Genomic DNA, 22,941 nt, shown 5'->3' with positions numbered 1-22,941 from the left:
AACTCGCCGGGAAAGCGCAAGACCCGAGCGCCCAACCGTCCGGATGGGGCCCGCGCCGGAGGATGGCACGCGCCCGGCGCAACCGTCCGCATCATCAGACGATCGTCCAACGTCCGGGCCGAACGCGTGCAAGCCGGCACCCGGCGACGCAGGCTGGGTCCTGTCCGAGCTGGACGACCCACACGGGTCACCACCGCAGAGATGGGAACACGATCATGAACTCGTTCAAGCGCAAGTCCGTCAAGCTCCTCGCCGGCACCGCACTCGGTGGCGCCGTCATCGCCGGGGCGTTCGTCGCGGCACCGGCACAGGCCGCCGAGCCCGCACCGAGCACCTCGGCCTCCGTCGGCGGCAACGTCAACGTCAACCTCGACCCGGTCGCGATCGTCAACGCGATCAAGGACGCCGTGAACGACCAGAGCGACCGCGGCGGCGCCGTGCAGGCCGCGCTCGACGTCGGCTACTGGAACGCCGGCAACCCCGACCGCCTCACCGTCGCGGTGGTCAACAAGAACCAGGACATCACGGTGTCCGGCGACGTCGCGGACGCGCAGTCGATCGACATCAAGGGCGGCAACTACGTCATCTACTGGTTCAAGGGCCCCGGATCGATCACGAACAACGGCGACGGCGGCTGGCTGAACTGGGGTGCGTTCGGCAACATCGAACGCATCGACAACGTCATCCACGTGAACGGCGGCTGATCCGCCGGCACCGCACCGACGTCCCCGGGGACCACGGTCTCAGGGGGCGTCGTCGTGTGTGGCGGGACGCTCGGCGGTGGGCTCGATCGCCGGGGGCCAGGTCCGTGCTGCACCGCGGACCTCGCGCCGTGCACGGATCCACCCCTTCACGAAGGCGACCGACACCAGCGCCGTCCGGTTCGGCGCCTTCCACGACTTCATCAGCCGTCCGAGGTGCCACGCGACGGCCTGGCGACTGTAGGCCGTCTCCTTCGCGATCTCGTCGTTGGAGAGCCCCTGCGCGGCGAGCGCGAGCATCTGCTCCTCGGTCTCGTCGAGGCCGGGCGCACGGGCGACGAGGTCGATCTCCCCGGTGGTGACCGCCGCCGCGGACTCGCCCGCCGATCGCCGTCGCTGTTGGGCCCAGGCCTCGGCCCAGCACGAGCCGAGTTCGTGGGCGACGAGCGAGGCGCGGCTCATCGCGAGCATCGTCCGCCCGGCGTGGTCGAGCGTGACGGCGTGGTCGCGGGTGGCCGTGTGCATGACGAGGGCGAAGACCCGGATCGCCGGCAGGGCCCCGCGGAGCACGACCGACACGTCGACGCGGGGGTCCTCCGCGCTCGCGGCCGCCACCGCGCGCAGCTGGGCGAGGCACTCGCGGTCGACGGGTTCACCGCGCTCCACGGCACGCAGCGCGGCCGGGAGCACGAGCGGGACGATCTCGGCGTACCGGCGTCGCAGCCAGTCGTGGCCGTCCGGTCGGATGCCGTGCAGCGGAGGGGTGAGCAGGAGCTCCTCGAACTCCGGACACCGCTCGTCGAGCGCCAGGCCGAGCCGCTCCCCCGGGAGCAGCACCGCCGATCGGTGTGCGTCGTCGCGCTCGGTCGTCATCGTCCGTCGACCGTATCCGCGCGACACCTGTCGTGTTCGACCGTGACGTGAACGGTCGCCGAACGCCGTTCTTACCGGGAGCACAGCGCACTGCCTCGGTCCGCATGTGCCCGCTGCCGAGCATGAGCGGCATGACGGAGACGAACCAGACCCTCGACATCGACATCGTCGTCCCCTGCTACAACGAGCAGGACACGCTTGCGGCCCACGTGCGACGCCTGCACACGTTCTGCCGGACGTCGTTGCACCACACCTGGCGGATCACGATCGCCGACAACGCCTCGACCGACGACACCGCGCGGATCGCCGACGACCTGGCCGCCATGCTGCCCGGCGTGCACGCGGTCCACCTGCCCGAGAAGGGTCGTGGGCGGGCGCTCAAGGCCGTGTGGGGTGCATCTCCGGCGACCGTGCTCGTGTACGTCGACGAGGACCTGTCGACGGACCTCGCGGCACTCGAGCCGCTCGTGGCGCCGCTGCTCTCCGGGCACTCCGACCTGGCGATCGGCACGCGGTTGGCGGACTCGTCGCGGGTGGTTCGGGGCAGCAAGCGCGAGTTCATCTCCCGCTCGTACAACCTGCTGCTCCGCACGACGATGGGGGTGTCGTTCTCGGACGCGCAGTGCGGGTTCAAGGCGGTCACGAAACGGGCGGCCGACCAGCTGCTGCCGCTGTGCGAGGACGACGCGTGGTTCTTCGACACCGAGATGCTCGTCCTCGCCGAGCACGCGGGACTGCGCATCCACGAGGTCCCGGTGGACTGGGTCGACGACGTGAACTCATCCGTGCAGATCGCCTCGACGGCCACCGAGGACCTCAAGGGCATGTGGCGCGTCTCGCGGGGCATCGCCAGCGGGCGGGTGCCGGTGGGTGCCGTGTACGAGACCATCGGCCGCCGTCCGTTCACGCCACCGCACGTCGGGTTCCTCGGGCAGGTGCTGCGCTTCGGCGCCATCGGGGTGCTGTCGACCGTCGCGTTCGCGGTGCTGTACGCACTGTTCCGTCCGGCGATCGGGGCGCAGACGGCGGACTTCACCGCCCTGTTGCTGACGGCGATCGGCAACACCGCACTGAACCGGCGGTTCACGTTCGGCCTCCGCGGGCGGGCCGGGGCGGGACGGCACCACGTGCAGGGGCTGGTCGTGTTCGGCATCGCGTGGGCGATCACGTCGGGGTCGCTGGTCGTGCTGCACAGCAGCGTGCCGGGAGCGTCGCACGGTGCCGAGATCCTGGTGTTGACGGCCGCCAACCTGGTCGCGACCTGCGTCCGGTTCGTGCTGTTCAAGGCGTGGGTGTTCCGCAGCGGCCGCCGTCGCCCGGAGCTCATCCGCCCCGGCACGACCCCCGCCGCCGACGCCAGCACGGCGGTGACGGAGCCGATCACCGTCGACGAACGGACCGGCGAGCGCGCGGCCTGACACCGTGCGGGGCTGGCCACTCGGTGCGGGGTCGTTCGGCCCGCGCGGCCCGTCGCACCGTGCGGTGTGGCCCATCCCGTGCGAGGTTGCATGCTCCGTGCAGCGCAACAACAGCGCACCGAGCGGGCAACCTCGCACCAGCCGGACAGGCGCGCACGGTGCGACACCATCACACGCCCGGACCCGCGGTGTTGCGTGGGCGGTATACCGCGCCGTAGCATCGCCGTACCGCACCACAACCCCACAGGGCCCGACTGCCAACACCGGTCTGCCCGCGGCGAGCGCTCCATCGATGCAGCCTGGCCGTCCGCTGCCGGCAACGCCCCACTGGACCCGCACACGTGAACCCCACATCTTTCGGTCTCTACGACCCTGCCCGCGAATCGAGCGACTGCGGCGTCGGTTTCATCACCCGACTCGACGGCACGCCCCACCACGACGTCATCCGCAAGGGTGACGAAGCGCTCTGCGCCATCCCCCACCGCGGCGGCAAGTCAGCCGAGGGTGTCGGTGACGGCGCCGGTGTGAGCATCGACCTGTCGGTGGAGTTCTTCAGCGCCATCACCGGCCAGGAGCTCCGCGCCGGTCACTTCGGTGTCGCGAACTGCTTCGTGCCGAGCGGCGCAGGTGCGGCGGCGGACGCCGAGCGCGCCCGTGCGCGGCAGACCGTCACGGACGCCATCGAGCAGCAGGGCTTCGAGCTGCTCGTCGTCCGCGACGTCCCGGTGGACCACTCCGTCGCCCGGCCCGAAGCCGAGCAGTACCAGCTGCCGATCGCGCAGTGGGTCTTCCGCGCGCCCGAGCAGTGGGACCGCACCGAGGTCGACGCCGCGGCGAACCGTGCCCTGCTCACGATCGAGTCGGTGTCCTACGGCGAGGCCGCCGAGCAGCGCGCCGAGCACGCGGCCCTGTACCCGCTGTCGCTCAGCGCCCGGACCCAGATCCTGAAGGGCCGTCTGAACTCAGGCGAGGTCATCGGGTACTTCACGGACCTGCGTGACCCGCGTCACTCGGTGCGGACGCTGTACTTCCACACCCGGTTCTCGACGAACACCGAGCCGCACCCGACGATGGCGCAGCCGTTCCGGCTGATGGCGCACAACGGTGAGCTGAACACCGACCGGAAGAACCGGCTGTCGGACGAGGCTCTGGCCCGAGCCCGCACCCGCAGCATCGTCCGCCCGCCCGGGCAGTCGGACTCGAGCCGCCTCGACCAGACGCTGCAGAGCCGCGTGTTCGACGACGGACTCGAGATCGTCGAGGCCGTGGTCTCGCTCATGCCGCCGGCGTGGGAGAACGACCGCACGCTGACCGCCGACGTGCGGGACATGCTCGAGTACTTCTCGCTGTACGAGGAGAAGAACGACGGCCCCGCCGCCGTGATCTTCAGCGACGGCGACGTGGTCGGCGCGCGCCTGGACCGCCTGGGGCTGCGTCCGCTGCGCACCGTCGAGACGACCGAGTACCTGATGGTGTCGTCCGAGGCCGGTCAGGTCACGTTCGACGCCGACGAGGTCGTGCACCGCGGCCGCATCGAGGCCGGCGGCATGCTCGTCGTCGACCACCGCACCGGCACCCGCATGCGCACGGACGAGGTGCTGCGCATGCTCGCGGCCCGCCGCGACTACGGCACGCTGCTCGACGCTGCGCGTGTGGACCTCGACGATCTGCCCGCTCCGGACTACGAGCGCACGACGACCACCCTGGGCTACGAGGGCGACTTGTCGCTCGCCGGCCGGTACGTGGCGTACTCGCTGAACCAGGAGAGCTTCCGGTTCATGCTCGACCCGATGCTGCAGAACGGCTCGGAGCGGATCTCGGCGATGGGCTACGGCAACGCCATCAACGCCCTGAGCGACACCGAGGGCGGCATGGCGAAGTACTTCTCGCAGCGCTTCGCCCAGGTGACGAACCCGCCGCTCGACTCGATCCGAGAAGCCGACGGCATGAGCATGCGCGTGGCGCTCGGCGCGAAGCCGGACGGCACGGGTTCGACGAGCCGACAGCTCGTCGTGCAGTCGCCGATCCTCGGCCACCTGGACATGGTGCGCCTGCGCGACCAGGACATCGTGCCGCTCGAGCGCTTCGACATGCTCTACGTGCCGGTGCTCGGCGACGAGCAGGCGAACGCCGACGCCGTGCGCGACGCCGTGGACGCCCTGTGCGACGCCGTGGAGCAGTTCGCGGGGACGTCCGGCGGCATCGCCGTGCTGACCGACCGCGAGGTCTCGTCGACCCGTGCGCCCCTGCCCGTGATCCTGGCCGTGGCCGCCGTGAACCAGCGGCTCATCGAGACCGGGCTGCGCCTGCGGGTGTCCGTCGTCGCCGAGAGCGGTCAGCTGCCATCGTCACACCACGTGGCGACGGCCCTCGGCTTCGGCGCCTCGGCTGTGTACAGCTTGAGCGCGCGCCTGCGTGCCGAGGAGAAGTACCCCGCCGCGCCGGCACCCGCCGGTGAACTCACCGCGACGGACCTCGCGCTGAAGCAGTTCCGCAAGGCCGCCGAGAAGGCGCTCGCGAAGACCATGGGTCGCGTCGGCCTGTGCACCGCCGAGAGCTACATCGGTGGCGCGTTCTTCGAGCCGAACTACCTGGACACCGGCGACGACGTCCTGGCGCGGGTGTTCCCGCACATGCAGGCCCCCGTGGGCGGCGTCGGCTTCGCCCGCATCGCCCAGGCGGCGACCGACTGGCACGAGCGTGCCCGCTCGGTCGCGGCCGAGGGCCAGGTCCCCCTGCTCGGCCTGTTCAAGGAGCGCTCGGACGGTGCCGGCCACTCGTTCGGCGTCGCGAGCGTCCGCGGGTTCGGCGGGATGACCGAGGAGCGTCCGGCCTTCGAGCGCTCCGGCGACTCGGACGCCCTGCGCCTGCTGACGCTCGGCCAGCTCGACGACTCCTTCGGCATCACCGACGCGGCGTACCGCAACACCGGCTACGACCGCCTCAGTGACACCGAGATCGACCAGCACCGGATCACGCCGGGCTACGTCACGTTCCTGCAGACCACGCACGACGAACGGTCGCGCCGCCCGGCTGCGCTCCGCGACGTGCTCGCCCTGCCCGCGGACGTCACCGGCATCGACGAAGCCTCGGACTTCGCCCGCGAGCTGGGTCGGTTCTCGACGACCGGCAACGCCAGCGTCACCGTGCGCGGGCTGTCCGGCTCGCGTCCGGCGTTCTCCGACGAGCTCCCGGGAGGCACGGAGCAGTTCCGCCTGCAGCTCGCGTCGACGGGCACGACGGGTGCACTGCGCCACGCGGCCCTGGCAGACGGCCTCGCGCTGCTGTACCCGGGCCAGGTCGACGTCGACTCCGTCGACGCCACCCAGGTGACGCTCCGCGCCACCGGCGCGGCCGTCGGGCTGCTCGCCCTGCTCGAGAGCGCGCCCGACAGCGTCGAGCTCGACGAGGTCCAGCCGGCGCACGAGATCACCCGGACCCTGGCGTCCGGCGCGATGAGCCACGGCGCCCTCGTCGCCACCGCGCACGAGGCGGTGGCGCACGGCACGAACATGGTCGGCGGCATGTCGAACAGCGGCGAGGGCGGCGAGCACCACTCCCGCTACGGCACCATCCGCGGCTCGCGGATCAAGCAGTTCGCCTCGGGTCGCTTCGGCATCTGGGCGGGCTACCTCGCCGACCCCATGCTCGAGGAACTCGAGATCAAGATCGGTCAGGGCGCGAAGCCGGGCGAGGGCGGTCAGCTGCCCGCGCCGAAGGTCACGGTCGACATCGCCGCGGCCCGTGGTGGCACGCCCGGCGTCGAGCTCATCTCGCCGCCGCCGCACCACGACACGTACTCGATCGAGGACCTGGCGCAGCTCATCCACGACTGCAAGGCCGCCCGTGTCCGGGTGATCGTGAAGCTCGTGTCCTCCGAGGGCATCGGCACCATCGCGGTCGGCGTCGCCAAGGCCGGCGCGGACGTCATCAACGTCGCGGGCAACACCGGTGGCACCGGTGCCGCGGCCGTCACGAGCCTGAAGTACGCGGGACGTTCGGCGGAGATCGGTGTCGCCGAGGTCCACCAGGCCCTCGTCGCGAACGGCCTACGCTCCAAGGTCACGCTCCGGTGCTCGGGCGCGCACCAGACCGGCTCCGACGTCGTGACGAGCGCCCTGCTCGGCGGCGACAGCTTCGAGTTCGGCACGACCGCGCTCATGATGCTCGGCTGCGTCATGGCGAAGAACTGCAACGTGAAGTGCCCGGCCGGCCTCACCACGAACGCCGAGGCGTTCGAGGGCGACCCGCGTGCACTCGCGCAGTACCTGCTCAACATCGCCCACGACGTCCGGCAGATCCTCGCTCGCCTCGGTCTGCGCTCGCTGCGCGAGGCACGGGGTCGCACGGACCTGCTGCAGCTCCTCGACCACCCGGCGAGCGTCGGGCGTCTGGACGCCCGCGCCCTGCTCGCGCAGGTGCCGGAGAAGGTCGTGACGGACCCGGAGTACCTGGAGAAGGACTTCCACACCGACGACGCGCTGCTCGAGCGCATCCGCACGGCGCTGGTCGACCACGCCCAGGAGCACGTGCTCGTGCACGGGGTCCTGCTCGGCAACAGCGACAAGTCCGTCGGCGGTCAGCTCGGCATCGACGTCGAGCGCCTGCTCAACCACGAGCTCCGCGCCGAGGACGTCCAGGGGCTGCCCGCCGTGGCGACCGACGGCCGCGGGCGCCGCCGGCTGGTCGACGGTGCGGTCACGATCCGCACCCAGGGCTCGGCTGGTCAGTCGTACGGCGTGTTCAACAACGACGGCATCGTGCTCGAGCACACCGGCACCGCGAACGACGGCGTCGGCAAGAGCCAGAGCGGCGGTCGGATCATCGTCCGCGCTCCGGGCGGCGGCAGTGCCGACCAGGGCGGGAACGTCCTGATCGGCAACTTCGCGCTCTTCGGGGCCACCGGCGGCCGCACGTTCGTCGAGGGCGAGGCCGGAGACCGCTTCGCCGTGCGCAACTCCGGCGCCACGGCCGTGGTCGAGGGCGTCGGCGACTTCGGGTGCGAGTACATGACGGGCGGCGCCGTGTTCAACCTCGGCGCGTTCGGCAAGGGGCTCGGCAACGGCATGTCCGGCGGGTTCCTGTACCAGTACGACCCGTCCGGTCAGGTCGCCCAGCGCGCCAGCACCGACTCGCTCCTCGTGTTCCCCGTCACCGACACCGAGCGCGGCGCGTTCCACGAGGCCGGCGCGCGCCTGCTGCTCGAGTGGCATCTCGAGGCGACCGGGTCGGCGCTGGCCGAGCGGCTGCTCGCCGACTGGGAGACCACCCGGCAGCACGTCTTCGTCGGCATGCCGCGCGCCCTGCTGCTCTCGCAGGACGCCGGCGAGATCCTCGCGGCGGCCACCCGCTCCGAGCTGCTCGACGAGCTCGCGTCCTCGATCGCCACGGACAAGCTCCGTGCGTTCAAGGTCGACTACCGCGACCAGCGCACCGTCCTCGACGGCCGGGCCCCGGCCCTCGGCGACCAGGGCGACGACATGTTCTCGCTGCTGTCGTCGTACACGGTGCTCGGTGTCGCCCAGGACGTCGCCCTCGAGCGCGTCCCCGGTGCGGGTCCGAACGACCCCCGCGTCACCGAAGCGGTGAAGAACCTCGTCCTGACCGAGGACTTCTCCGTGAAGCAGCGCGTCGTGAAGTACCTGCGCGGCACGCTCGACCGGTTCGCGGACGACCAGCTCGCGACGCTCATCGCGATCAAGCGGCTCGACGACTACAAGCGTGCGCTCACGCAGCGGAACAACCGCAGCATGGACGCACCGGGCACCACGGGGTGGATCATGCACCAGAACGCCAAGAACGACGGCCGCGTCCGCGAGGCCCGCTTCGACGAGCTGCTCGCCACCGCGGCGCTCGAGGACATCGCCCGCCGTGCACCCCAGGCGCCGACCGAGGCGGTGTCCGCGTGAGCCTGCTCCCCCCGACCGGATCGCTGATCCCCGTCGACGCACCGTTCTCGGCTGCCCAGGAGTCCTGGCTGGCCGGGTTCATCGCGGGCATCGCCGCCGCCGGCAAGAAGGCGTCCGGCGCCGCCCCCACGACGACGATCGACGTGCTGTTCGGCACGCAGACCGGCAACGCGGAGTTCCTGGCCGACGAGCTCGTCGCCGGGGCGAAGGCCCGCGGGCTCGGTGGCCGTGCCGCTGCACTCGACGCCGTCACCCCGGAGCAGCTCGCCGGGATGACCCACGTGCTCGTCGTCACCTCGACGTACGGCGAGGGCGAGATGCCCGACAACGCCGGTCTGTTCTGGGAGGCGGTCCAGGCGTCCACCGTGCCGCGGCTCGAGGGGCTGCAGTACGCCGTCCTCGGCCTCGGGGACACCAGCTACGACGAGTTCTGCCAGGCCGGCAAGCTCCTCGACACCCGCTTCGAGCAGCTCGGCGCGACCCGGGTGCACGACCGCGTGGACTGCGACGTCGACTTCGAGGACGCCGCCGCACTCTGGAGCGCCGCCGTGCTCGACCGGCTCGCTGCCGAGGCCGGCGCGACGGGCGCACCCGGCGCGACCACGGGCAGTGGTGCCGACGGCGGTGCCACCGCGACCGGCGGGGCGGGCGCGGGTCGTGCCTCCCGGCCGGGGTCGCAGTGGAACAAGCGCAACCCGTACCCGTCGCGACTGGCCGAGAACCGCCTGCTCTCCTCGCCGCGCAGCGCGAAGGAGATCCGGCACTACGAGTTCGACCTCGGCGACTCCGGCATCGAGTACGCCGCCGGCGATGCCCTGGCGGTCGTGCCGGTCAACGACGAGGTCTTCGTCGCGGAGCTGCTCGAGCAGGTCGGCGCGAACGGCGGCGAGGCGCTCGACGGCCGACCGATCACTGAGGTGCTGCGGAGCGACCGCGAGGTCCGCACGCCGTCGAAGGACCTCATCGCGGACCTCGTGCAGCGCGCCCCGGCGAGCGAACTCGCCGCGGTCGTCTCGCACGGCGACAAGCACGAACTGGACCGCTGGCTGTGGGGCCGTGACGTCCTCGACCTGCTGCGCGACGCCGGACCGGCCGCTCCCGGACTCGACGAGCTGCTGCCGAACCTGCGCCCGTTGCAGGCACGCCAGTACTCGATCTCGTCGAGCCCACTGGCGCACCCGGACCGCATCCACCTGACCATCGCGTCCGTCCGGTACGGCGACCCGCACCGGATGTACGCCGGTGTCGCGTCGACGTTCCTGGCGGACCGGGTCGACCCCGACGGTACGGTCGACGTCTACCTGCAGCCGAACGCGTCGTTCGGCGTGCCGGCCGACGCGTCCGCACCGATGATCATGATCGGTCCGGGCACCGGCATCGCCCCGTTCCGCGGGTTCCTGCACGAGCGGGCCGCGGCCGGTGCGACGGGGCGCAACTGGCTGTTCTTCGGCGACCAGCACCGCGATACCGACTTCGTCTACCAGGACGAGCTCACCGAGCTGCAGGAGCAGGGCGTGCTGAACCGCCTCGACCTGGCGTTCTCACGCGACCAGGCCGAGAAGGTCTACGTGCAGACCCGGATGCGCGAGCAGTCCGCCGAGCTGTTCGCCTGGCTCGAGGACGGCGGCCACGTGTACGTGTGCGGCGACGCCTCGCGGATGGCGAAGGACGTCGAGGCCGCGCTGCTCGACGTCATCCGCACCGGCCGCGGCCGCGACGAGGACGACGCGCTGTCGTACCTGGCCGACCTGCGCCGCACGAAGCGGTACGTCCGCGACGTCTACTGAGCCAGCAGCGCCCGCCCGATCCGGGCAGTAGAACGCCCGGGCAGCAGAACGCCCCGGTAGCGGAACCCGAATCCGACTGCCGGGGCGTCCTGTGGAAGGGTGCCGGTCAGTGAGGCCTGACCGACGAGCCCAGTGGCGTGACGCAAGGACCCGGGTGCGATGACCCGGCTTCCTGGACGACGAGTCTCCTGATCCGGGACTCTCGTCGTGCTCGCCACTCGATCGCCGATGGTTGGTCGGCGCCGGGCGCGCACTGCGTCACGGTCATTCGGGTCCCCCTCCTGCCGCGGTTCGTTGCCGTCACCGGCTCCCTGGATGCCGGCCCGAAGGGACGACTCTGATCCGCGGTACAGAAACGCTACGACGATCGGCGGATCTTCGGAACCCGTTGACGGGAATCACTCAGCCGTGCTACCGCTCGGTGTCCCCGAAGCGTCGTCGGCGTCCCCCGGTGCGATCGCCCGCGACCACGCCGAGTCGGCCGCCGTGCTCGTGTCCGGCGGCTCCGGCGTCAGGACGAGCCCCGACCCGGACGTGGCCGAGGCGTAGAGGTCCTCGAGCCAACTGCGGTTGATCGACGGCACCCGGCTGCCGGAGAACTTGAAGTGCAGGCCGACGTTGGGGTTCAACCAGATCGTGCTGCGGCCGTTGCCGTGGACGACGTCGTCCTTCCACGAGAACGCGAACCGGTGATCACGCCGGAGCATGTTCACGATCACGATCTGCAGGTGTGTCATGGCGCGGTCGTCGATGCGGAGGTCGAGCGGCTGGCCGTCGTAGATGAGCTGACCCATGGCCCCTTCTACTCCATGGTGCCGGTGTGGTCGAGCGATCTCGCCCAGGTCGTGATCGTGGTGTCGAACCAGACGGCGTCGACGTTCCGCTCCCAGGCGTGCTCGGCGGGCTCACTCACCGCCAATGTCACGGTGTCGGGGTGCGCGTCGGCGAACTCCCTACTGACGGCGAACGGCACGGTGGTGTCCCCCGACGAGTGGATGAGCAGGGTCGGCGGCAGGCTCCGCGGCGCGTGCAACCAGGAGAGCGCGCGGACGTCCACGGGTGAACGGAGCCCGACGAGACGGCACACGAGCGGCAGCGCCATCGCCCGGAGCGCGGCACCGACGACGAACCCGGGGAGCCCGGCACGACCGGCCTGGGAGCGCACCGTCGTCGCCCAGTCGAGCGCCGGCGAGACGAGGACCAGTCCGACGAACCGGTCGCGGTGCGCCGACCGCGCGAGCAGCTCGTGGGTGATCGTCGCGCCCATCGACCACCCCACGATGACGAGCCGTTCGGCGCCGTTCGCGACGGCGTGGTCGAGTGCGGCCTCGACGTCGGGCCACTCGCGGGCGCCGAGGTGCGAGGCGCGGCCCTGCCAGGGTGCTTCGCCGTCGCCGCGGAACGACGGGACGATCGAGGTCCAGCCGGCCTCGAGCGCCGCCGGCACGGTCCGGAGCGCCGTCACGCGGGTGGTGCGGATGCCGTGCACGTGGACAGCCCAGGTCGCGGCGGGCGCGTCGGTGGCGGGCGCGTCGGCGCCAGGCGCGTCGGCGCCGGGCGCGTCTGCGGTGGCCCGCGCGAGCTCGGCCTCGGGGCCACCGGGCCGGATGACCCAGGCCGGCGCGGGTCCCACGGGCGTCGGCAGGTCGACCTCCGCCCAGTCGACGTCCATCGCGGCGGGGTCCGGGTGCACGTGCCCGCTCCACCGCACCCGTGTCGACACGTCGCCCGTCGTCCGGACCACTGCACGCCGCACGGTGCCGGCGGCCTCGTCGACGTCGAGCACCGGTCCGACCGTGGTGTGCCCGGTACCGTCGTGCCACAGGCCGTACTCCCCCGGGCGCACGGTGTCGTCGGTGATCGGGAGCCGGATCGAGTCGTCGGTCGTCTCGAGCACCGGGGTCCAGCGGTCGCCGCCGGGCAGCACGATCTTGCCGACGACCTTCCGCACCACGAGCAGGAACGCCGCCGCCAGCACGACGAGCACGCCGAGCACCCACCAGACGATCGTCATCGCATCAGCCTCCGAGACTGCGGGTCAGGGTCAGTTCCGCCGAGCGCACCTGGGCGAGTTCGGCGTCGTCGAGGGTGCGGCCCTGCACCTCGGCGTCGCGGATCGCGATGACGAGGTCGTAGGTCCGTGCCTGCACGTCGCCGTCCCGTTCGACGGCGCGCAGTTCGTGGCGCCGGGCGATGCGGCGGAGCCGTCGGTGGTGCCGACGACACGTCACGTCCCGCCACCACCGGCGGAACGTCAGGGACGCCATCGCGACGACGATGAGGACGATGCCCAGGTAGAACGGCGGGTCGAAGCCCAGACGGAGTCCGTCGCGCAGCGGAGCGGGGAACCACCCGAAGTGGTCGGCGGTGAGGGAGAGGAGCTCGTCGATGCTCGCGATGACCACGAGCGACAGGCCCACCTGGAAGACTACGAGCGCGACCGGGTTCTGCAGCACGCCGTACCGGAGCGTCGCGGCGGCGATCACGCCGACACCGACCATGTAGACCGACCCGTAGAGCCACATCGCCGGCTGGTGGATCTCCCGCACGATGAAGTGGAAGTCGGTGCCGCCCCGGTCGCGCACGGCGAAGAACGGGACGGCGAAGGCCACGACCACCACGAGGAGCGCGAGCGGGCTCGCCAACCCCGGCCGTTTCGGCAGGTCGGACGTGCTCGCCCGGAGCATCAGCCAGAAGGCCGCCGTGGCACACACGTTCTGCACCAGGTTGATGAGGTTCGTGCCCCCGAGGGCACCGTCGAGCACGGTCTGCGGTACGACGCTGCCGAGTGTCAGCAGCCCGAGCGCACCGACGCCGGTCGCGCCCCAGGCGGCGCGGCCACGTGGGTTCCGCAACACGTAGGGCGTGCGGGCGAGGAAGATCAGCGCCGCGCACCAGAAGGCGGCGGCGTGCAGGACGGCCATCAGCCGTAGGCCCGCTCGTCCGCGCTCGCGCTGCCGGCGAGCAGCACGGTCGCCAGCTCGTACGCGAACCGCTCGGCGAAGTGCTCGTCGTCGTCCGAGATGCTCACCAGTCCGGTGTCGCCGTCGAGGGCGCGGCGGCACACGTGCCCGCCCGAGGCGAACTCGGCGATCGAGGTGGTGGTCGGGGCTCCGGCGTCGCCGTGCACGAGGTGTCCGAGCTCGTGCAGGACGCAGTGCATCCGGTACAGCTCGGGGGCGCCGGCCGGCACCAGGACGAGGTTCTCGTGCTCGAACTGCGACACCAGCGCGGTGAGCGGCCCCCAGCTCGGACCGTCGACGTCGACCACGCGGGTCGGCTTGCCGACGAACCGACCGACCCCGGCGACCACGTCCGGGAGCCTCGGCGACGGAGGAAGGGTCGCGACGAGGGCACTGACGGTGTCCGACGCGCTCGAGCCCACTGGCATCGCCCCTTTCGATCTCCGCGGACAGACTACCTGCACGTCCCCCTTGCGCACGAGGGTGGACAGTCGTAACGTACAACCAAATGGTTGTACGAATTGCACTGTCCGACGCCGAGGTCGACCGGGTGTTCCACGCACTGGCCGACGCGACCCGTCGTGACATCGTCCGACGCACGCTCGTCGGGTCCTCGTCCGTCAGTGACCTCGCGGACGCGTACTCGATGTCGTTCGCCGCCGTCCAGAAGCACGTCGCCGTCCTCGAAGGAGCCGGACTCGTGAGCAAGGAAGCACGCGGCCGCACCCGCATCGTGCGCGCCGAACCGGGGCAGCTCGCCCGGGTGCGCGACCTGCTCGACGCCTACGGCGACCTCTGGCGGGGCCGGCTCGACCGCCTCGACACCCTGCTCGACACCGACAAGGAGCAATGATGCCCACCACGTCCGTCCACACCGATCCCGAGGCCCTCGCGCTGACGCTCATCGCCGAGTTCCCCGTCCCGGTCGAGCGCCTCTGGGGCGCCTTCGCCGATCCCCGTCAGCTCGAACGCTTCTGGGGCCCACCCGGCTTCCCCGCCACCTTCACCTCGTTCGACCTGCGGCCCGGCGGCCGCGCCGACTACCGGATGACGTCACCACAGGGCGAGCGGTTCCACGCGGTCTGGCAGGTCACCGAGGTCGACGAGCCACACCGCATCGTGTTCCGCGACCTCTTCACCGACGCCGACGGCGAGGTCGACGACGGGTTGCCGGCCAGCGAGACCGTCCTGTCGTTCGAGACCGTCGGAACCGGGTCGCGGGTGACCGTCCGGTCGTCGTTCGGGTCCACGGCCGACCTCGAGACCATGGTGGACATGGGCATGGTCGAGGGCTACGAGCAGGCCTTCGGACAGCTCGACGCCGTCCTCGCCGACCTGCGCGAGTACGCCCTGGGCAACGGCACCGTCACCGAGCTCGTCGACGACACCCACGTCCGCATCACGCGGGCCTTCGCAGCACCACGCCACCTGCTGTGGCGGGCGCACACCGAGCCCGAGCTCGTCCGGCAGTGGTTGCTCGGACCGGACGGGTGGGAGATGACGGTGTACGAGAACGACCTGACGCCGGGTGGCACGTTCCGGCAGGCGTGGGCGCCGACGGGTGACACCGAGGGCGAGCCGTTCGGGTTCGAGGGCGAGAACCTCGTCGTGGAACCGGAGCGGCGGATCGTGTCGACCGAGCGGATGACCGGTGCGCCGTTCCCGCCGAACACGAACGACCTGCAGTTCGACGAGGCCGACGGCGTCACCCTGCTGACGCTGCGCATCACCTACCCCGACCAGACGCAGCGCGACGTGATCCTGGCCACCGGCATGACCGACGGCATGGAGACCAGCTACCAGCGTCTGGAACGCGAGGTCCTGTCCGCCACGTGACCAGCGGACGGACGGGAGGCCCGTGGCGGGGCCGCCACGGGCCTCCCGTCCGTCACGCGGAAGCGACAGATCCCTGCGAACGTTCCGCACAGATCTGTCGCTTTCGCGGAGGGGTCAGGCCTGCGCGGAGGGGTCAGGCCTGCGCGGTCGCCTCGTAGTGGCGCGCGCCGCCGCGCACTCCGGCGAACCGGTACGGCCCTGCCGTGACGCGCGAACGCTCGACGTCGTCGCTCGTCGCGGCGCCGGTCGCGTGGAGCTCGCGGTACGCGTCCACGGTCAGCGGAACGCGGGCCGAGAGCAGCTGCCGGACGCGGCCGACGCGACGGTGGTCACGGTAGGACGGCTGCACGATGCCGGTGAGGAGCTCGCCGACGCTGCCCGAGCCATAGCTGAACAGGGCGATGCGCTCACCCGCCAGGTCCTCGTCGAGGTCGAGGAGCGCGGCGAGCCCGATCCAGAGCGACGCCGTGTACGTGTTGCCGGTCTGCTTGTTGTACGTGAATCCGACGAACAGCTCCGACTCGTCGAACGGCACGCCCACGTGCTGCGTCAGCTTCCGGTGGGCCTTGAGCGCCATCTTCGTGAACGGCTGGTGGTGGACGAAGCGCACGATGTCCTCGTACGCCGGTCCGCCCTGGTCCGCCAGGTCGTCCCAGGCGCCGACGAACGCGTCGACGTAGGCGCTGACGGACAGGCGGCCGTCGACCAGCGCGGTGGAGCGGTCGTTCGGGCGCCAGAAGTCGTCGACGTCGGCGGTGAACACGCCCGCTGCCGGCTCGATCTCGATGAGGTCGGGGTCGGCGGACACCAGGATCGCGGCCGCACCGGCACCCTGCGTGGGCTCGGCGGCGGTGTCGACGTCGTAGCGGGCGACGTCGGCGGCGATGACGAGCACGCGCTCGTGCGGTGCCCGGGCGATGATGCCGAGGGCGAGCTGCACGGCGGCCATCCCGCCGTAGCAGGCCTGCTTCAGCTCGACGACGCGGACGTTCTTCGGCAGGCCGAGCAGCCCGTACACGAAGACGCCGGCGGCCTTGGACTGGTCGACGCCGGACTCGGTGGCGAACAGCACGGTGCGGATGCCCTCGACACCGTGGCGGTCGATGACCTCCTTGGCCGCGGCGGCCCCCATCGTGACGATGTCCTCGTCCGGGGCGGGCACGCTGAAGGCGTCCTGGCCGATGCCGACGTGGTACTTCGCCGGGTCGACGCCGAGGCGCTCGGCCAGGTCGTCGAGCTCGAGCACGTGGTGCCCCGTCGCGATGGCGATGTCGTGGATGCCGATGCGCGTCATGCTGCGCCTCCGGCCGGCTTCGTACCCCGTCGCTCCATGGCGACGTGCGCGGCCATCAGCTCCCCGGGGTTCGTCTGGGCGGCGAGGAGCGAGAGTTCCCCGCACAGCACCGTGGCGGCGCACAGGGCGGCGAGCCGACGGGCGTTCGCACCGGGCTCGCGGTCCTCGCGGCAGCCGAGGCGCACCAGGGCGTCCTCGACGACGGGCAGGTCCCCGCCCTTGCCGTTGCCGACCGTGCCGACGATCAGGTGCGGCAGCGAGGTGGCGAAGTACAGGTCGCCGTCGCGGTTCTCGGCACTCGTGATGCCCTGCGAGCCCTCGACGATGTTCGCAGCGTCCTGCCCGGTGGCCAGGTAGAAGCCGAGCAGCATGTTCGCGTAGTGCGCGTTCGCGGAGCGGAGCGCCCCGGCGATGGTCGAGCCGATGAGGTTCTTCGCGATGTTCAGTTCGACGATGCGTTCGGTGCTCGACCGCAGGCGCTTCTCGACGATCTCGCCGGGGATCACGATCTCGGCGATGGTGTTGCGGCCACGACCACGGATGCCGTTCACCGCGCTGGCCTTCTTGTCGGTGCAGAAGTTGCCCGACACGGACACGTACCGCAGGCCCGGCTGCCACGCCAGGATCGCGGGCAGGAGCTTGTCCGCCGCCTGCGTGACCATGTTGTGGCCCGAGGCGTCAGCGGTCGTGAAGGCGAACCGCAGGAACAGCAGGTCACCGACGATCTCGGGGTGCACCTCGATGAGCTTCGCAAACCGGCTCTGCCCGGCGACCAGCGCCGCGAGCTCGTCCTGTCGTGCCAGGATCTGCCCCGCAGCGACGTGCGCCGCGGCGGCACTGGCTGCTCGGACGACGACCGAGCGGGTCATGCGCTCGTCGACGACGGTCGCGACGATGCCGTCGTCGACCGTGCGCGAGATCCGGGCACCGCGGCCGACGGACGGCCAGAGCGGCGATTCGTACGTGGCGAGCGGGACCTCGTGCTCGCCCTGGACCGCGTTGCCGCTGATGCGGATCGGTCCGACCCACTTGGTCGGGATCGGCGTGAGCAGGTCACTCATCGAGGGCTCCTTCTGGTGCTCGCACCGCGACGCTGAGGTGTCTGATGTCGTGCGCCTCCCAGGCGCGGTGGATGCCGGCGGGGTCGATGTCCGCCGGGACGAGCGCGATGCCGCAGTCGCCGCCGCCGGCACCGGACGGCTTCGCCGCGCCGCCCGCGGCCTCGACGATGTCGCACAGGGTCGCCAGGCGGTCGGTCTCGATCTTCGACCCGACCGAGTCGCCGAGGCGCTGCATGAGCACCCGGGCACGTCGGAGCGCGTCGAGCGTCTGCTCGGCGTCGCCGGTCTGGAGGCCCGTGGTCAGGTCGTCGACACAGCTGCGGCTCTCGTCGAGGAACGCCTGGTACCCGCCGTTGCGGTGTCGACGCACGACGCCGACGAGCTTCGTGGTCGAGGCCGGCGAGCCGGTCCAGCCGACCAGGAGCTGCAGGTTCTCGGGGGCCGGCAGGCGCTGGACGTCGAAGCCTTCCCACGCATCGGCGTCGGTGAGGATGTCGGTCACCCGGCGTTCGTCGACGAGCGAGGCGAGACGGTCACGGTCCGGGGCGCTGTAGCGCAGCCAGCCGCCGAACGTGCTCGCGGCGAGGTCGCCGCCGGATGCCCGCGGGTTCACCCGGATGGTGGCGAGCAGGGCGACCTGGAAGCGCTGCCGCTGGGTCAGGCCGATCCCGTAGAAGCGGTCCAGGGCACCGACCGTGGCGACGGTCACCGCCGCGGAGGACCCGAGCCCGAACTTCCGGCCGCTGGCGTCGTCGAGCTGGCTCTCGATGCGCAGGTCGTGGAACCGCGGCGCGATGCCCCGTTCGGCGCGGAGCTTCTCGACGAGGTCGATCGTCGCCATCACGTAGTCGTAGGGGTGGTGCTCGCGGTCGAGGGCGAGGCCGTCCTCGTCCCGCGTCCACGTGAGCGGCAGGTGGCCGTACTCCTCCGAGTGCACGCTGCCCGCACCGTGCGCCTCGGACACACGTGCCGTGATGGCGCGGTCGAGGGCGATGAGGACGGACGGCTGGCCGGGCTCGACGACGGCGTACTCGCCGGCGACGAACAGCTTGCCGTGGGCGCGGAACTCGATCACTGCACGGACTCCTTCTGGTCGGGGCTGTCGCTCGCTGCGGCGACCCCGATCTCTTCGGAGCGGAGCACCCGAGCGGCAGGTCCGGTGCCGGACTCGATGACGTCGCCGAACGACGCCAGCGCGGTGGCCACGGCGGAGCGGTCCTCGGGCCGGCAGAGCACGACCACGTTCGGGCCGGCGTCGGCGGTGGCGTAGGCCTCGAGCCCGGCGGCGCGGAGTTCGCCCACGGCGTCGAACACGGCGACGCTGCGCGCGTTGAGGTAGCGGATGGGCGGGAAGGCGCCCTCGATCGTGGCGTGCATGCGCAGCGCGTTGCTCTCGGTGATCTCGCCGATGCGCGTGAAGTCGCCGGCTGCGCACGCGTCGAGCATGTCGCCGACGGTCTCGGTGGTCGACGTGACCCACGCCGGGTAGAACGGCGACGTGGCGATGGTGCGGCGCATCGCCTCGCGCGAACCGATGGGCTTCGGTCCGGCGTCGATCGTCACGACCACCATGGCCATCGGCGGTGCCGGGATCGGCTCGGCGAAGGACCCCTGGTCGTCGCCGGCGTGCCACACGGCGACGCCGCCGGGGATCGACCGCGTGGCCGACCCCGAGCCGCGTCGGGCCAGGCGGGACAGGTCGCGCGGGGACAGGTCGAGGCCGTACGCCGCCGAGGCCGCGGTGGCGAGCGCCGCGAACCCCGAGGCGCTCGAGGCCAATCCGGCGCCGGTCGGCACGGTGTTCTCGGACACCACGGACGCGCGGGCGTCGCTGCCGGCGAGCTCCCGCACGAGGTCGAGGAACTGCTGCACGCGCACCAGGGCGCCGTCCTCGACGACGTGACCGTTCAGCGTGAACCGGTCACGGGCCTCCTGGCCGGCGGCGGACCCGCCGTCCAGCGTGACGGTCGTCGTCGTCGGGAACACGTCGAGACCCATGGAGACGCTGCCCGTGGCGGGCAGCGCGAGCTGAGCGTCCGCCTTGCCCCAGTACTTGACGAGGGCGATGTTGGGGTGCGCGACGGCGGTGGCGGTCATCAAGCGCGGGCTCCGATCGTGGTGGTCCAGGTGGCTGCGGCCCCTGCGCCGCGGAGTGCGGCCGCGATGCGGTCCGCGTGGTCGTCGTCCGCGGCGAGTGCGAGCACGCACCCGCCCCGCCCGCCGCCGGTCAGCTTCGCGCCGAGGGCGTCCGCAGCACGTGCGGCGTCGACGAGCCGGTCCAGGTCGGCACTCGACACGTCGAGTGCGCTGAGCAGGTCGTGCGCGGCGTCCATCGTGGCACCGAGCCCCTGTGCGTCGCCAGCCTCGAGTGTCCCCCGTGCCTGCCGTGCGAGCGCGCCGATCCGGTCGATGACCGCGTCGACGGCGACCGGGTCCTGGTCGTGCCGTTCCCGCACCGCCGCGACCGCCTGCCGGGTGTGGCCGGGGACACCGGTGTCGGCGACGACGAAGGTGAAGCGGGCCCCGAGGGCGACGGGCTCGATGCGGCCGCCCTCGAACCAGACCGGCACCGCGGCGACGACACCGCGGGCGTCGAGTCCCGACGGACGGCCGTGGGCGACCCGCTCGCACTCCTGGATGAGGTCGTGGTGGGTCTCGGCATCGAGGGTCTCGCCGAGGGCGTCCGCGACGGCTGCCGTCACGGCGGCGGCGACCGCTGCGCTCGACCCCATGCCCCGGGCGGTCGGGACCTCGCTGTCGACCCGGACGTGGAAGTGCCGGTCGGTCACCCCGAAGTGCCGCAGGGTCGCGGTGACGGCGGTGACGGTCGGCATCACTGCTGCAGGCGCGAGGTCGAGCGGGCCGGTGTGCACCGTGGACTCGAGGGTGTGCCCGACGACCGTGCCGGTGGCCTCGTCAACGCCGGCGGTGACGGGGCTCACGGTCGCGACGACCCGGGCGTCGAGCACCGGCAGGACGAGTGCGGGTGCGCCGTAGACCACGGCGTGCTCACCGATCAGGATCGTCTTGCCGTGGGACGACGCGGTCCCGGAGCCGGGGGTCGTGGTGGAGTCGAGGTCGCTGCTGGTCATCGTGGGTCACGTCAGCCTAACCGTCCGGGCCGGAGCACGTGTTGGGTTGTGCACAACCGAGTTGCGTGCGATCCTGGTGGCATGCCCGTGACCGACGAGATGGTGTGCTTCTCCCTCTACGCAGCGAGCCGCGCGACCACGCAGGCGTACCGCTCGCTGCTCGAACCCTGGGGACTGACCTACCCGCAGTACCTGGTGCTCGTGACCCTGTGGATCGAGGGTGACCAGACCGTCTCGAGCCTCGGTGACCACCTGCAGCTCGACTCCGGCACCCTGTCGCCCCTGCTCCGCCGCATGGAGCAGTCCGAGCTCGTCCGCCGCGAGCGCCGCAGCGCCGACGAGCGCGTCGTCACGATCACGCTCGGCGACCGCGGCCGCACCATCCGTGCCGACCTCGCGCACATCCCGGCGACGATCGCCGCCGGCATGGGGCTCCCCGACGAGCAGGCCGCCACGGAGCTCATCGCGACCCTGCACCGGCTGACCGAGACGATGCACGCCGCGGCCACGAACGACACCGCCGTGACGCCCGACCGCGCCGCCGCGGACCACTGACCCCACGAAGGAAGGAACACCATGGAAGCCCTCTACACCGCCGAGGCCCTGGCCACCGGCGAAGGCCGCAACGGCCACGTCGCCACGAGCGACGGCACGGTCGAGTTCGACCTCGCCATCCCCAAGGAGATGGGCGGCTCCGGCAACGGCGCGAACCCCGAGCAGCTCTTCGCCGCCGGGTACGCCGCCTGCTTCCACTCCGCACTGCAGGGCGTCGCCCGCAGCCAGAAGGTGAAGATCACCGACTCGTCCGTCGGCGGCCGCGTGCAGATCGGCCCGAACGGCAACGGCGGCTACCAGCTCGCCGTCATGCTCGAGGTCGTCATCCCCGGCCTGGAGCACGACCAGGCCCAGGCACTCGCCGACGCAGCCCACCAGGTCTGCCCGTACTCGAACGCGACCCGCGGCAACATCGACGTCACCATCGTCGTCTCGGAGGACTGACCCATGAGCACCACCACCCCCACCACCATGCGCGCCGTCGTCCACGAGACGTTCGCCGAGCCCGCCGACGTCCTCGAGGTGCAGGAGCGCCCCGTCCCGACGCCCGGCGCCGGCGAGGTCCTCGTCCGCACGGTCCTCTCCCCCATCCACAACCACGACCTGTGGACCGTCCGCGGCACCTACGGCTTCAAGCCGGAGCTCCCCGCCGCCTCGGGCACCGAGGCACTCGGCGTCGTCGAGGCCCTGGGCGAGGGCGTCACGAACCTGACGGTCGGCCAGCGCGTCGCCGGCGGTGCCTTCGGCGTCTGGGCCGAGTACTACACCGCGAACGCCGCCGGGCTCGTCCCGGTACCGGACGCCATGACCGACGAGGCCGCAGCACAGCTCGTCTCGATGCCGTTCAGCGCCATCAGCCTGCTGCACTCGCTCGACCTGCACGAGGGCGACTGGCTCATCCAGAACGCCGCGAACGGTGGCGTCGGGCGCATGGTCGCCCAGCTCGGCGCGGCCCGCGGCATCAACGTCATCGGCCTGGTGCGTCGCGCCGCCGGTGTCGAGGAGCTGCGCGAGCAGGGCATCGAGCGCATCGTCGCCACCGACGCGGACGGCTGGAAGGACCAGGTCGCCGCGCTCACCGGAGGCGCCCCGATCGTCGCCGGTGTCGAGTCCGTCGGTGGCAAGGCCGCCGGCGACATCGCCAGCGTGCTCGGCGAGAACGCGACCCTCGTCGTCTTCGGCGCGATGGCCTCGCCCACGCTCGAGATCCCGTCCGGCAAGGTCATCTTCGGCCAGCTCACCGTGAAGGGCTTCTGGGGCAGCGTCGTCAGCAAGACGATGCCGGCCGAGACGAAGGGCCAGCTCTTCGGCGAGCTCATCACCCGCGTGCTCGACGGCTCGCTGACGCTCCCCGTCGCGGAGACCTTCGCGTTCGAGGACGTCCGCGACGCCGTGCGTGCCTCGGACACCGCCGGCCGCGTCGGCAAGGTGCTCCTGCGCCCGTAGCGCGAC

The 22,941-nt window shown here is 71.7% G+C and carries 19 protein-coding genes; 9 read left to right on the top strand and 10 right to left on the bottom strand.

The features are described from left to right. Positions 1–215: 215 nt before the first annotated feature. Positions 216–704, top strand: coding sequence for a hypothetical protein (locus EDF31_RS14580; RefSeq protein ID WP_111084734.1), 489 nt, complete (start codon positions 216–218; stop codon positions 702–704). Positions 705–743: 39 nt separating this feature from the next. Here EDF31_RS14580 and EDF31_RS14575 read toward each other — a convergent pair whose 3' ends face one another. Continuing rightward, positions 744–1,574 (bottom strand): helix-turn-helix transcriptional regulator, encoded by an 831-nt coding sequence (locus EDF31_RS14575; RefSeq protein ID WP_131846631.1) that lies wholly within the window; start codon positions 1,572–1,574, stop codon positions 744–746. A gap of 131 nt (positions 1,575–1,705) precedes the next feature. Here EDF31_RS14575 and EDF31_RS14570 point away from each other — a divergent pair, with 131 nt between their 5' ends. The 3 genes from EDF31_RS14570 (at position 1,706) to EDF31_RS14560 (ending at position 10,688) form a co-directional block, all read left to right on the top strand. Continuing rightward, positions 1,706–2,992 (top strand): bifunctional glycosyltransferase family 2/GtrA family protein, encoded by a 1,287-nt coding sequence (locus tag EDF31_RS14570; RefSeq protein WP_243650070.1) that lies wholly within the window; start codon positions 1,706–1,708, stop codon positions 2,990–2,992. Between the two features lie 341 nt (positions 2,993–3,333). Further along, positions 3,334–8,901, top strand: a complete 5,568-nt coding sequence (locus EDF31_RS14565) for a glutamate synthase-related protein (protein WP_131846629.1) — start codon at positions 3,334–3,336, stop codon at positions 8,899–8,901. Continuing rightward, positions 8,898–10,688 (top strand): sulfite reductase subunit alpha, encoded by a 1,791-nt coding sequence (locus tag EDF31_RS14560; protein ID WP_131846628.1) that lies wholly within the window; start codon positions 8,898–8,900, stop codon positions 10,686–10,688. Before EDF31_RS14565 ends, EDF31_RS14560 begins: the two co-directional genes overlap by 4 nt. 398 nt (positions 10,689–11,086) lie before the next feature. Here EDF31_RS14560 and EDF31_RS14555 read toward each other — a convergent pair whose 3' ends face one another. From EDF31_RS14555 to EDF31_RS14540, 4 genes are read right to left on the bottom strand one after another with little or no spacing between them, the layout of a single operon-like run. Next, on the bottom strand, positions 11,087–11,482 hold the full coding sequence (locus EDF31_RS14555; RefSeq protein ID WP_131846627.1) for an ATP-dependent DNA ligase: 396 nt from the start codon (positions 11,480–11,482) through the stop codon (positions 11,087–11,089). A gap of 8 nt (positions 11,483–11,490) precedes the next feature. Further along, positions 11,491–12,702, bottom strand: a complete 1,212-nt coding sequence (locus EDF31_RS14550; protein ID WP_131846626.1) for an alpha/beta fold hydrolase — start codon at positions 12,700–12,702, stop codon at positions 11,491–11,493. A gap of 4 nt (positions 12,703–12,706) precedes the next feature. Further along, positions 12,707–13,612, bottom strand: a complete 906-nt coding sequence (locus EDF31_RS14545) for a hypothetical protein (protein ID WP_131846625.1) — start codon at positions 13,610–13,612, stop codon at positions 12,707–12,709. Next, positions 13,612–14,001 carry a hypothetical protein gene (locus EDF31_RS14540; protein ID WP_123938427.1) on the bottom strand — a complete coding sequence of 130 codons (390 nt, stop codon included), beginning with the start codon at positions 13,999–14,001 and terminating at the stop codon, positions 13,612–13,614. The genes EDF31_RS14545 and EDF31_RS14540 overlap by 1 nt, the downstream gene beginning before the upstream one ends. A gap of 158 nt (positions 14,002–14,159) precedes the next feature. Between EDF31_RS14540 and EDF31_RS14535 the strand changes: the two genes are divergently transcribed. Continuing rightward, positions 14,160–14,504: a metalloregulator ArsR/SmtB family transcription factor gene (locus EDF31_RS14535; protein WP_123291783.1), complete on the top strand. Its 345-nt coding sequence runs from the start codon at positions 14,160–14,162 to the stop codon at positions 14,502–14,504. Beyond that, positions 14,504–15,487 (top strand): SRPBCC family protein, encoded by a 984-nt coding sequence (locus EDF31_RS14530; protein ID WP_131846624.1) that lies wholly within the window; start codon positions 14,504–14,506, stop codon positions 15,485–15,487. The genes EDF31_RS14535 and EDF31_RS14530 overlap by 1 nt, the downstream gene beginning before the upstream one ends. A 133-nt stretch (positions 15,488–15,620) precedes the next feature. Here the strand turns inward: EDF31_RS14530 and EDF31_RS14525 are convergent, their stop codons facing one another. The 5 genes from EDF31_RS14525 to mvk are packed head-to-tail and all read right to left on the bottom strand — an operon-like array spanning position 15,621 to position 20,934. Then, positions 15,621–16,781, bottom strand: coding sequence for a hydroxymethylglutaryl-CoA synthase (locus EDF31_RS14525; RefSeq protein ID WP_131846623.1), 1,161 nt, complete (start codon positions 16,779–16,781; stop codon positions 15,621–15,623). Next, positions 16,778–17,842: a hydroxymethylglutaryl-CoA reductase gene (locus tag EDF31_RS14520; RefSeq protein WP_131846622.1), complete on the bottom strand. Its 1,065-nt coding sequence runs from the start codon at positions 17,840–17,842 to the stop codon at positions 16,778–16,780. The genes EDF31_RS14525 and EDF31_RS14520 overlap by 4 nt, the downstream gene beginning before the upstream one ends. After that, entirely contained in the window at positions 17,835–18,917 is a 1,083-nt protein-coding gene (locus EDF31_RS14515) for a phosphomevalonate kinase (RefSeq protein ID WP_131846621.1), read from the bottom strand. The genes EDF31_RS14520 and EDF31_RS14515 overlap by 8 nt, the downstream gene beginning before the upstream one ends. Continuing rightward, positions 18,914–19,939, bottom strand: coding sequence for a diphosphomevalonate decarboxylase (gene mvaD, locus EDF31_RS14510; RefSeq protein ID WP_243650068.1), 1,026 nt, complete (start codon positions 19,937–19,939; stop codon positions 18,914–18,916). Before mvaD ends, EDF31_RS14515 begins: the two co-directional genes overlap by 4 nt. Next, a complete protein-coding gene (gene mvk, locus EDF31_RS14505) occupies positions 19,939–20,934 on the bottom strand; it encodes a mevalonate kinase (RefSeq protein WP_131846619.1) in 996 nt (331 codons plus the stop codon). The genes mvaD and mvk overlap by 1 nt, the downstream gene beginning before the upstream one ends. A gap of 81 nt (positions 20,935–21,015) precedes the next feature. Between mvk and EDF31_RS14500 the strand changes: the two genes are divergently transcribed. The 3 genes from EDF31_RS14500 to EDF31_RS14490 are packed head-to-tail and all read left to right on the top strand — an operon-like array spanning position 21,016 to position 22,935. Continuing rightward, positions 21,016–21,489 carry a MarR family transcriptional regulator gene (locus EDF31_RS14500; protein ID WP_207896235.1) on the top strand — a complete coding sequence of 158 codons (474 nt, stop codon included), beginning with the start codon at positions 21,016–21,018 and terminating at the stop codon, positions 21,487–21,489. Between the two features lie 21 nt (positions 21,490–21,510). Continuing rightward, positions 21,511–21,933 (top strand): organic hydroperoxide resistance protein, encoded by a 423-nt coding sequence (locus tag EDF31_RS14495; RefSeq protein ID WP_017885422.1) that lies wholly within the window; start codon positions 21,511–21,513, stop codon positions 21,931–21,933. Between the two features lie 27 nt (positions 21,934–21,960). Continuing rightward, the gene (locus tag EDF31_RS14490; RefSeq protein WP_131846765.1) at positions 21,961–22,935 is read left to right on the top strand and encodes a zinc-binding dehydrogenase; all 975 of its coding nucleotides are present in this window, start codon (positions 21,961–21,963) and stop codon (positions 22,933–22,935) included. The last annotated feature ends 6 nt before the right edge of the window (positions 22,936–22,941 follow it).

This window comes from Curtobacterium sp. PhB142, assembly GCF_004341255.1.
Taxonomy (GTDB): domain Bacteria; phylum Actinomycetota; class Actinomycetes; order Actinomycetales; family Microbacteriaceae; genus Curtobacterium.
Note: the sequence above shows the minus strand (reverse complement) of the source record. Positions and strands in the feature narration are given on the sequence as shown.